We start from the raw sequence: 10333 nt of genomic DNA, 5'->3' as shown, positions 1-10333 counted from the left end.
AGGCAGCCGGCCTTCCTTCAAATTTTAAGATTCATAGAAAAAAAGTTTAGATGAATTTTATAGACATGCCACAAAAGACAATAATTTTAAACGGTTTTTTATTGCCCAATGCTAACAGGTAAACTATTGGCAACAATGTATTTGACGGACATAGATATAGCAAATACTATAGGTCAATATTATAATATATTTCTCAAGTTATGGGGGATATCTCAACAAAGACTATTTTACAGATAGCGATTGCTAAACCTACCAAGAGGCTATAGCTCAAAAAGGTATGAAAACATTTAATATAAGAGGCGATCTAACAGAAAAAAGAAACATAAATTTTTTTAAATGATAGAAGTGAAGAAAAGTAACAAATATTTATAGAAACCAACTTCGAGGAAGCGGTAAACTCAAAATGATCTTAAGAAGTGGCGTAGATTTTAATTTCTGCACCAGCTAGATTTTAGTCCAAATAGTCTAAGAACAAATTACTCACGTAATGGCTTGCGCGGGTTTTAATCCCGATATGTCAGATATCAAAATAGTAACGGGTATACTAAAGAAGCCTTATTTATGAGTTTCTTAAAGAGCGAAAACCCCATGATAACTTGAAGGAGGAACAACAAAAATAAAAGATAGTGTATTAGCAAATAATATATCTATAGCGCGCAAACGGCCGAATTTAGGAATTTTAGAGAAGAACTAGAAAAAGTAGAAAAAATTATGCAAAGCGAAGAGGCACTAAAAGAACAATAAAAGAAACATTTAAAATATAAAGTCATGGAACTAGATGATAAAAAAATATCAAAAACTTCAAGTGATTTATTTAATAGATTTACTCAAATTTATAGGGAAACTAAAATTAAAAATACGCTATAATATAAGAAACGCTTCAAATGATAATAGCTTCTGTGTTGTTAGAAGTTATACTTTGCCTCAGATCCAATATTTATAAATTAAAGCAGATAGAGCCTAGAAGTATTATAATTTTGTCTCTTTTGGGTCCTTGTGGCGCAAATATATAATACTTGTCCAAGTCTCAGCATAAACGACAATCTTGTTATTTGGAATGAGGCAAAATAATTTGTGCTAAATCAAACATAATAATGTACTCTCTAGCATCAAGCCTTGATATAATAGGGGCATTTGAGAGAAAACTACGGATTATAAAGGAATAAATTTTGCTTATCCTTCTTTAAATTTATTTTTAATAAGGATAAGTCGTGAACGTCTCCGCCGCTAAGATAAATTATTCGTCGATACTATCCAAAGCTCAAGAAAAGAAGCAAGCCAAAATGCAGGACGTTAGCTTCGCAAATCTTATTCAGAGCAGCGGCACAACTGAGACCGCCGCATTTAAAACATACGATCTGACGTCAAGCGCCACGCAAGATCATAATTTAAACTCGTTAAAATTCGGCTCAAATTTGGCTTACGGATACTCGGTGGATAATTCTGGCTATATGGGTAGCGACTTCAACAAAGCAGCCGGGCTTCCCGAAAATTTCAAAATCCATAAAAGCTCTATCGACGAGATAGTCAGGTTTAACAATAAGGCTTATTTGTTTACGCCCTCGCCGGATCAAAAGCCCTTTGAAAATATCGACGTAGCCGACACGGTGAAACAATACTACAAGCTGTTTAACACAGTCGCCCCTGAAGGCAAAGAAACGTATAGCCAAAGCGACTTAGAAGAGCTACCCAAGGGCTTTAGCGTAAATATCAATCAAAAACCGTTTGGCAAGAGTAATTTTTTAAAAGACGTTAGCCTATTTGCCGTATCAAACGTCTATAGTACTCAAACTCAGCTACAAAACGCCGGCGAACTCTCAAGCGATATTAAAAAATACGGAGTTAGCCTTAGCGTATATCTTTTAAATTTTTCTACTCTAGGCTCGTCAAATTTGCAGGAAAAAGACGGCTTTAGCTTTAACCCCGATACGTCGGTCTACGAAAAAGAGGGCGGATACGCCAGAGAGGGCGTATTTATGCAGTTTCTAAAAGGCTTCCCGCCCATAGCGAGCGATAGCGGGGAAACTAGGCTGACGGATCAAGTCCAAACATATGCGCAAGATATGAGAAGCCAAAGCTTTGACGATATGCCCATAACCATATCCGATTTTCTAAAAAATACCAAAATCATAAAGGAATTTTTAAAGAAAGTTCTAGGGGACGGGCTTGTGAGTCTACATAAGAACGAAACGCCCGATAGCATAGTGGATAAACTGGCACTAAGGCTGGAGGCGTTTCAAAAAGAAACCGTCCGCCCTAAAGGAAAAACGAATATCTAGCCTGATATTTTATTAGTACAATTGGCTTCTTGGTTTATGCTAAAGAAAAGTCCTTTTTATCCGATATAGTCTTAAAGGATTGAAAATGATAAGCGGCTCAAATTTAAATATTTCTACGGCAAATTTCAAGTCAAATTTAACTCCTGCAGATAAAACCGCTAAAACGAATTTGGCGAACGAGCAAATGCAAGCTTCAAAAAGCAAAGAAGAAATCCAAAAAGAACTGCAAGAATACAGAAGTAAAACTATCATAGAAATCGTAAAAGATGCTATCGAGATAGACAAAAGCGACGAAAACTGGATAACAAAGACGATTGATAAGATAGACGGCATATTATCCAAAAAATATACGGCCGAAGAGCTGCGCGGTATAGGACAAAAAGAGCCTGAGAGCAAAGAAGACATCATCGACGCCAATCTGCAAACCTATATGTGGATGCTGATGAGTAACTCCAGAGACAGCAAACCGACGATTTGGGGTAAAATTTTAGGATTTGGAACCAAGCAGGAGCAAGAGGAACTAAACGCATTTAGAGACTCTTTGCCAGAAGGAGCCGCCATGAGCGACTTTGGAGATAGTTTAATGCATAGAGCCGACATTAGTATAGAAGATTTTAAAAAACTCTATGCGGAAGATGTCGAAAAGACTATGAAAGCTCGCAAAGAGATGAACGAGCAAATGCGCAAAGAACTCGAAGAATATAACGCAAATTTAGCCAAGCAAAATAGAGAAGCCAAATTTAAACCCATCCAAGCCACTAGTAAAAGCAAAACCTACGAGAATAAGGATATCAGGCGAGAATTCTTTGAAAATTTCCTAAAAGCCGAGCGAGAAAAGGGGACGGATATAACGGAGATTTTAAATCAACTAGCAAAACTAGGCAAATTTGACGTAAAAGCATAAAGGATTAATATGATAAACGCTCTTAACAACTATTCCGCTTTTTCTAGACAAAGTTTTTCCCTAAACGTAAATGTTAAGCATGGCTCAAAAACTGAGATTTTGAAACAAAATGAAATCTCGCAGCCGGATACGGTCGAGCACAAATTTAACGAAGTTTTAGGCTATAAAGTCGATGAGGACGGATATTTTACGTCCGAATTTAACGAAGCCGCAGGTATCCCAAAGTACTACAAAATCCACTCAGATACCTTAAAATCGCTTGTGAACGTAAATGATAAGGCTATTGTATTTAATAAAATGTTTTCAAAAATCGACATAGCAAAAACCGTTGGTAATGCATATAAAATTCTCTCCCAAGTAGCGGGCGACGAGCTACTAAACTCAAAAGAGAGCTTTACTAAAGAAGACCTCGCTAAATTTCCTCAAGGATACGAGTACGAGAAATCAAGTCTAAAAGTAACTAAAGTAAATAAAAACATCTACGACTATGCGTCGGCACGTAGCGCCTTTAACGATAAGTCTGGAAAAACCAATATGGAAACGCTATTTTTTAATAGCTCATATCATGCGTTAACAACAACGCCGCAATATAAGCCGTCAACCAATATCTTTGATAATAATAACGGCGGCAAAGAGAGCGAAAACGTGAGCGTGTTTGTAAATCCTCACGGCGAAAGATACACCAACCCTGACGGTAGTATAACCAAAGGAGGCTTGATAGCAGCCGTAATAAACTCAAATTTAGACGTACGAGAGGGCGAAACTACGGTTTGGGGCAAAATGCAAGGTTATGACAAAAGCATAAGCGGCAAAGAATACAGACAAAAGCTGGACGCCTTTATTGATTCGCGCAACATCTACGGCATCAAAGGAAGCGAGCTTGACGGGCTTAGCAAGGATTACCGAGAATATGTACTAACGTTTCAAAAAATGCAAGAGTCGCTTTTACCCGGTAGCACTGCCTTGAGCGGCAACTCTAACATAACTTCCGACGGCAAAGAATCAAAAAGCCTCTTTGAAATAATGCAAGAGGATATGAAAGAGGCTCAAAAACGCCTAGAAAAGCTAATCGAGCAAGAAAAGCGAACGCAAAAGATGCTGGGTAAAAATAGAAAATACGACAAAGAGCTAGAGCAAAATGCTAGAAAAAATTTAGAAGAACTTGAGGCGATGATGAAATTTAACGCTAAGGGTGTGGATATAAAGGCTTAAAAGGATTAATATGATAAGCGGTGTAAACGGATTTGGCGCAAACGTAAATTATGATTTTAGTAGCTCTCATGGGCAAAATTTAAAGACGCATGAGGAAAAAGAGGCGGCAAATCAAGCTTCTAATTTGGCGATTGCACAGCCGAATTTAACAGGACATATTGATTATGACGCTCTTGATCCAGAAAAACTAGACCGAGATCAGCTCAAAATTTGGGCGGAAAATGTCGATCCAGGGAAGCTAACGGGTAAAAACTTAAGCAAATGGCTGGGAATAAAAATGGGGTTTGAAAAGTTTGAAGATAGCTGGCGTAAAGAGCTTGGTCTAAATCCGAACGAGCCAGTAGCTATAAGGAGGATATTTTCGCTAAGCGGCTACACCAAGGACGATAAAATCAGCGTCTGGGGTAAAATAAACGGACTTGATCCGAGTATCGACAAAGAAAAAGCTACCGAGCTAAAAAAATTTATAGACAGTACTAAAGCTTTAGCGGCGAACGAAGGACTAGCCGGATATAAAAACTTAAACGTTGACGATGTTCGCACGGATTTAGGCGGCGTAGGAACTGGATTTATGCCGGGATTTGTTATGCTGAGAGAGATCACCGACTTGCTCGACTCCGATATGGACATAGATAAATTTAAAGATAAATGGCTCGAATTTGCCGCCGAAAAGATACTAGGAGAGAATGCAAAGGTCAAAATCTCGCTCAAAGACGGTAAGTTAAATTTTGACCAGATATCAGGGAAACGGCCTGCGGTCTTTTGGGGACAAGAGATGGTAAAACAGGTGAGCTACGCAGATGAAGCAACTAAAAAAGAGTTTTTAAATTTCTTAAAAGATGCATTTAACAAAGGCGAGAATATCGCAGACATACTGCAAAATATAGCCCTAAAAGAAAGTGCAGTAAGCGATCAAGCTCCTAAAGAAACGCCCGAAGAGAATAAATTTAAACCTATCCAGGCTACTAGCAAAAGCAAAACCTATGTTTATAAGGATATAAAGCGTGAATTCTTTGAAAATTTCCTGAAAGCCGAACACGAAAAAGGGACGGATATAATGGAAATACTGCGCAAAGTGGGCAAGATTGGCAAGACGGATATTATCGCATAATGCCCAAAATCCATGCGCGAGTAAGGGTTTAAAAAGCATTTTAAATAAATATTTCGCCGAGCTTGGCGGATCGAGTGCTTACGGGGCAAGTACCTATACGAACAAAAAGCGGACAACTTGGATGAAGTTACGCAAGCTGGTATAGTAGGTTCTGCAGATCTGCGAAAATGGCAAATTTAGCTTTTTTGTAGGCTTGCATGATTATTATGGTCTTTATGGGCTGTATAATTCTAATCATATTTGTATTGTAGCTTGATATCGCCTCTAAAATCGCAGCCGCCGATAGCATCTTGTAAATTGTAACCCATTCGTAAAAGCAATATTTCCAAATCTTTTGCGAATTTTATCTTTGTAGGATTATTGTGGTATATTTCATTTCTAGCTTTTCTTATTTGCCCTATTTTGGTTATTAGGTGTTGGCGTCCGTAAGCCGGAAGTATTTGGGACTTGTATTCTCTCGTGCTTGCAAAGATGTGCTCTATTGTGTGCCAATATTCATCGCTTAGCTCTTCTAGGTCTATCATATAAAATTTATCGAATATGCCAAATGTTCCTAGATTTTGTAGGTCTTCATTTTTGCAACGCCTTTTTACTATATTTAATATCCTTCCAAGCTCAGGCTTATCTGTTTTAAAGAACCAATCATCGGCGTCTTGGTTGTATAAATTTGAAAAGTTGATGGCTAGAGTGCTACGAAGTCCGCTCTCAAAACAGTGCAGTAAGAAAAACTTGGCCTGATGGGTTCTACGTCTTTTATTGTAGATTGAAATTATTAAATCAAATAGATTGAGGTTGTTTAGGTCTGTTTTTGGCAATACGGCGTTAGCTTCTTTGCAGGCTCCAAGTAAATATTTAAAATGCAATACCGATATCGCTCTTTTTATTCTGGCCTCAAATTCGTGATCCATAAAGCCATCGTAGCCTTGTTTAAATATATCGCATATTTTTTCATACTGGCTTTGGACTATGTTAAACATCTACTTCCTAAGTGCTTTTTTATATTGATTGTATTATAATCCGCAGTAGCTTAGGGGGTTCTGACGATAGTTCAGGCTAAAACTACCCTAAAGCTTTTATCCTACGAACTTCTAAAAAAGTTAATCTAAACCTACAAAATATAAACTGCAAGCCCTTGCATCCATTGTAAAAGTATCATTATATTTAAAAATAGCCACATAATTTGTCGGTACCAAATAAAACTATTAGATTGCTTGGCTGTGGCAAAATATTTTTATTTTTTACCGTTTTTCATTGTTTATGAAGCAAAGGCATGATATGATTTTAAACTTTTTTGAGATAGTGTTCCACTTTTTTATCAAAGTGTTCCACTCTATTAAAGAAAGGGAAAGATCGGAAGAAACTTTTCCGATGCCTAAAATAGGGTGTTTTGGTGTCACGGGGGAGACTTGAACTCCCGACCCCCGGCTTACTGAGCCAGAAGTTTATAATCTCAATAAGTACTTTAATGGCAACCGTTTTGAGCAAAAACAAGAACATATGAACTGGGCCTTCATAAGAGTAGATAAATAGTGCTGTCATACTATGGATTATTGTCCATAGCGTTAATCATCCAGATTAAAATAAAAAGCCTTAAGCAAGGTAAAAATAAAATATGCGAGCTTGGTGACTTAAAAACCGCATAAATTATCGCTTTTTGATCTGCGTAGGTAACGCCCCGTAATAGCTCTTAAAAGCCTGTCCGAAGTGCCCGAGGCTTTTATATCCGACGATATTTGCCGCTTCGGACACGTTGATATCTCCGCTTAAAAGTAGTTCTTTGGCGATTTTAAGCCTTTCGTTTTGCAGCGCTGCGTAGATAGTAGTGCCGAAAATTTCTTTAAACCCTTTTTTGAGCTTAAATTCATTTATAGCGCAAGCGCGGGAGAGCTCTTTGATGGTGGGTGGATTTCGCAGATCGCAAAGCAGCCGCTCTCTTGCCTTATATATGGATTTTATGTCGTGTTCGCACAAATTTGCCTCGTCAAATTCGCTTTTATCTGGCTTGGACGGCGAGCTTTTGCAAACTAAATCCAAAATTTTAGATTCTACGAATATCTCCCTTAATCGCCCGCAATACAAGCGCGAAGCAGCCAGTTCGCGCAGCACAAGCCTTTGGCGCAAATTTATTGTTACGCTTCTGGAGCTAAATTTATCATCCTCAAGTCCGCTAAATATATCCAGTCCCAAGGCGGCCGTTTTGCTTACGGGGATGCACTGGTTTGAGTATTTTTTACCGCCTTGATATTTTAAAGCGCCTTCGAAATTTTTAATAGTTTTACCGATTAGGACGGTGTTTGGAGCAAAATTTACGCATTTGCCCGTTCGCAGGTCTTTTAGCTCGATTAGGTTATCTCCCGTATTAAACCACAAAAAACAATAATCCTCCTCGTGAAAGGTATGCATCGCCGTATCGTCTCTAAATTCGATACCTGAACCGCAATAGCTAAATCCGGATGGTAAATTAAACTGCTCGACGTTAGCCCTAAAATCGCTACACTCAAAGTCGAATTCGCCCGCAAATTTGTAGCTTTTTAGATTTAGCTCCTCTTGCCATTTGGCGATAAATTTGTTCATCTCGACGATCTTTGACATAAAATTCCTCTGCCGCAAAAAATAATCCCGATTGGGATAAAAAATGCTTGATAATTATTATCGAATTATATAAAATGGCTCTTTAAAATAAACTTTTTACAAAGAGGAATAAAAATGAAAAGTATCCCTAGATTTACGGTATTGTTGTCGGTTACGGCAGCTTGCGCGCTAAATGCGGCTTCTAACGTTAGCTTAAAAGAAGTAACGGTTTCGGCAAATAAAATGGAAGAAAACATCAAAGACGTGGCTCAAAGCATCAGCGTCATGGATGAAAACGAGATCGAACAAAAACATATCAAGTCCGTAAAAGACGCCATCAGGCAGATCCCTAATATGCACGAATCGCTTTACGTAAATAAAACTCGCGTAAATTTTCGCGGCGTAAATCAGTCGGAATTTACCAACTCAAACCCCGTTACCGTCTATATCGACGGGATACCGACTAGTAGCACCTACGGCAGATACGACGCGTTTTTAACCAACGTCGAGCGGATAGAAATTTTGCGCGGACCACAGGCGGCGCTATACGGCAAAGATAGCATCGGCGGCGTCATAAACGTGATCTCAAAGCAGCCGCAAAATAAATGGAGCGGCGGTATAGGCGCAGAATACGGCAGCTATAACTACATCTCGTCAAATTTCGACGCAAACGGCGCGCTCATAGACGATAAGCTATTTTTAAGCCTGAGCGGTGCGGCAAAAAGCGACGACGGCTGGATCAAAAACGAATTTAACGGCGACGATAAGGCCTCTAAAAGCGTAGGGCATAGATTTAGCGCAGCTCTAACCGCAAAGCCTACCGATAGGCTAACGGCAAGGCTAACGCTAGCGCACGATAAAGATGGTAGCGACTTTTTTAGGGGAGGCTCGGGCGCCGGAGCTAGCGATTCGGAAATATTTTACGGTATGAGCAGACAAAAAGCAAAACACGCAAACTCCGACCTACCGACGACGAATAAACAAAAGTCCTTTTCGCAGGCTTTAGCGTTTGACTACGAATTTAACGCGGCGAAATTTAGCTCTATTACTACGCATAAAAAATCAACCAGCGATAGCCTTTGGGACTCTGATTTTGCAAATTTATCCCAATATATCGAGGCCGTGCAGTTTCAAAATCTAAAAATAGACACGCTAACTCAGGAATTTAAAATTTCAAACTCGGACGCGGGCAAATTTAAATGGATCGGCGGAGTATATTTCGAACGCGAAAAGACCAGATACTCGCACCTTGGCGGGGAGCAGTATTTAACGCCGATGATAAAGCTAAAAAAAGATACGCCCTCAAACATGAAAGCCACTACGGCAGCGGCGTTTGGGCAGGTTAATTACGAATTTATTCAAGACCTTACGCTTAGCCTTGGCGGTAGATATCAAAAAATCGATAAAAAAATCGACGAAAAGACTACTTATTCGCATCAGCTACCGATGTTTGGGCTGGTTGATTACGAGTTTAGAGATAGCGCGAGCTGGACTAAATTTTTACCTAAAATAGGGCTTATTTACCGCTTAAACGACGATTTGAGCGTTTTTGCAAACTACTCGCAAGGATATTTGGCGGGCGGATATAACTACTTCGCCGGCTTTGGAGGGAGAGACGAAAACAAATTCGGCCCTCAAACGAGCGATAACTATGAGCTTGGACTTCGCGGAAACGCATTTGAGGATAGGCTAAAATTTGCCGCTACGCTTTTTCATATGGACATAAAAGACATCCATATGTATAAGATAATAAACTCCACGCAATACGTCACGGCAAACGGCGGTAAGGCAAAATCTGACGGCATCGAGCTTGAAGCGACCTATCAGGCTAGTAGCGAGCTTGAGATAAGCGGCGCTCTTGGCATAAATAAAACCAAATACAAGCAAAATTCGCAGTATCCTAACGCCGTAGGCAAAAAGATAGAAAATACCCCAGCGTTTAACGCAAATTTGGGCGTTTCATACGTTCATCCCAGCGGAGTTTACGCCCGCGCGGATCTGTTAGCTGCCGGCGCTACGTATTTTGACGCGCAAAATTTACTAAAACAAGGCTCGTGGGTCACGCTTGATCTTAGGCTCGGGTATCGTTTTAAAGACTTCGATATTTATGCCTTTGCTACCAACGTCACGGATAAAACCTACGTGACGGCGTATATGGGCGGCAACGGTTACGGGCTGGTGCAGCTAAACGATCCGAGGAGATTCGGGCTTGGCGTAAGGTATAGTTTTTAACCGAATTTGAGATAAATTTAAAGA

7 protein-coding genes are annotated in these 10333 nt (G+C 39.5%); 5 read left to right on the top strand and 2 right to left on the bottom strand.

Annotated features, from left to right (window positions below; translation table 11 throughout):
* The first annotated feature begins 1211 nt into the window (after positions 1-1211).
* The 4 genes from EE116_RS12115 to EE116_RS12100 all read left to right on the top strand — a co-directional run bounded on the left by EE116_RS12115 (position 1212) and on the right by EE116_RS12100 (position 5506).
* On the top strand, positions 1212-2279 hold the full coding sequence (locus tag EE116_RS12115) for a Cj0814 family flagellar-dependent secreted protein (protein WP_122874500.1): 1068 nt from the start codon (positions 1212-1214) through the stop codon (positions 2277-2279).
* An 85-nt stretch (positions 2280-2364) separates the two neighbouring features.
* Positions 2365-3183, top strand: coding sequence for a cell surface protein (locus EE116_RS12110; RefSeq protein ID WP_122874499.1), 819 nt, complete (start codon positions 2365-2367; stop codon positions 3181-3183).
* Positions 3184-3192: 9 nt separating this feature from the next.
* On the top strand, positions 3193-4395 hold the full coding sequence (locus EE116_RS12105) for a Cj0814 family flagellar-dependent secreted protein (protein WP_122874498.1): 1203 nt from the start codon (positions 3193-3195) through the stop codon (positions 4393-4395).
* A 10-nt stretch (positions 4396-4405) separates the two neighbouring features.
* Complete coding sequence (locus EE116_RS12100; RefSeq protein ID WP_122874497.1) at positions 4406-5506, top strand: hypothetical protein; 1101 nt, start codon at positions 4406-4408, stop codon at positions 5504-5506.
* Positions 5507-5736: 230 nt separating this feature from the next.
* Here the strand turns inward: EE116_RS12100 and EE116_RS12095 are convergent, their stop codons facing one another.
* Complete coding sequence (locus tag EE116_RS12095; protein ID WP_122874496.1) at positions 5737-6483, bottom strand: hypothetical protein; 747 nt, start codon at positions 6481-6483, stop codon at positions 5737-5739.
* A gap of 667 nt (positions 6484-7150) precedes the next feature.
* Entirely contained in the window at positions 7151-8098 is a 948-nt protein-coding gene (locus EE116_RS12090; protein WP_122874495.1) for an AraC family transcriptional regulator, read from the bottom strand.
* Positions 8099-8212: 114 nt separating this feature from the next.
* Between EE116_RS12090 and EE116_RS12085 the strand changes: the two genes are divergently transcribed.
* Positions 8213-10309 carry a TonB-dependent receptor gene (locus tag EE116_RS12085; RefSeq protein ID WP_122874494.1) on the top strand — a complete coding sequence of 699 codons (2097 nt, stop codon included), beginning with the start codon at positions 8213-8215 and terminating at the stop codon, positions 10307-10309.
* Positions 10310-10333: the final 24 nt, after the last annotated feature.

The sequence above is a fragment of the Campylobacter showae genome (assembly GCF_900573985.1).
Classification (GTDB): Bacteria; Campylobacterota; Campylobacteria; order Campylobacterales; family Campylobacteraceae; genus Campylobacter_A; species Campylobacter_A showae_E.
This window is presented reverse-complemented; position numbering and strand designations above follow the sequence as displayed.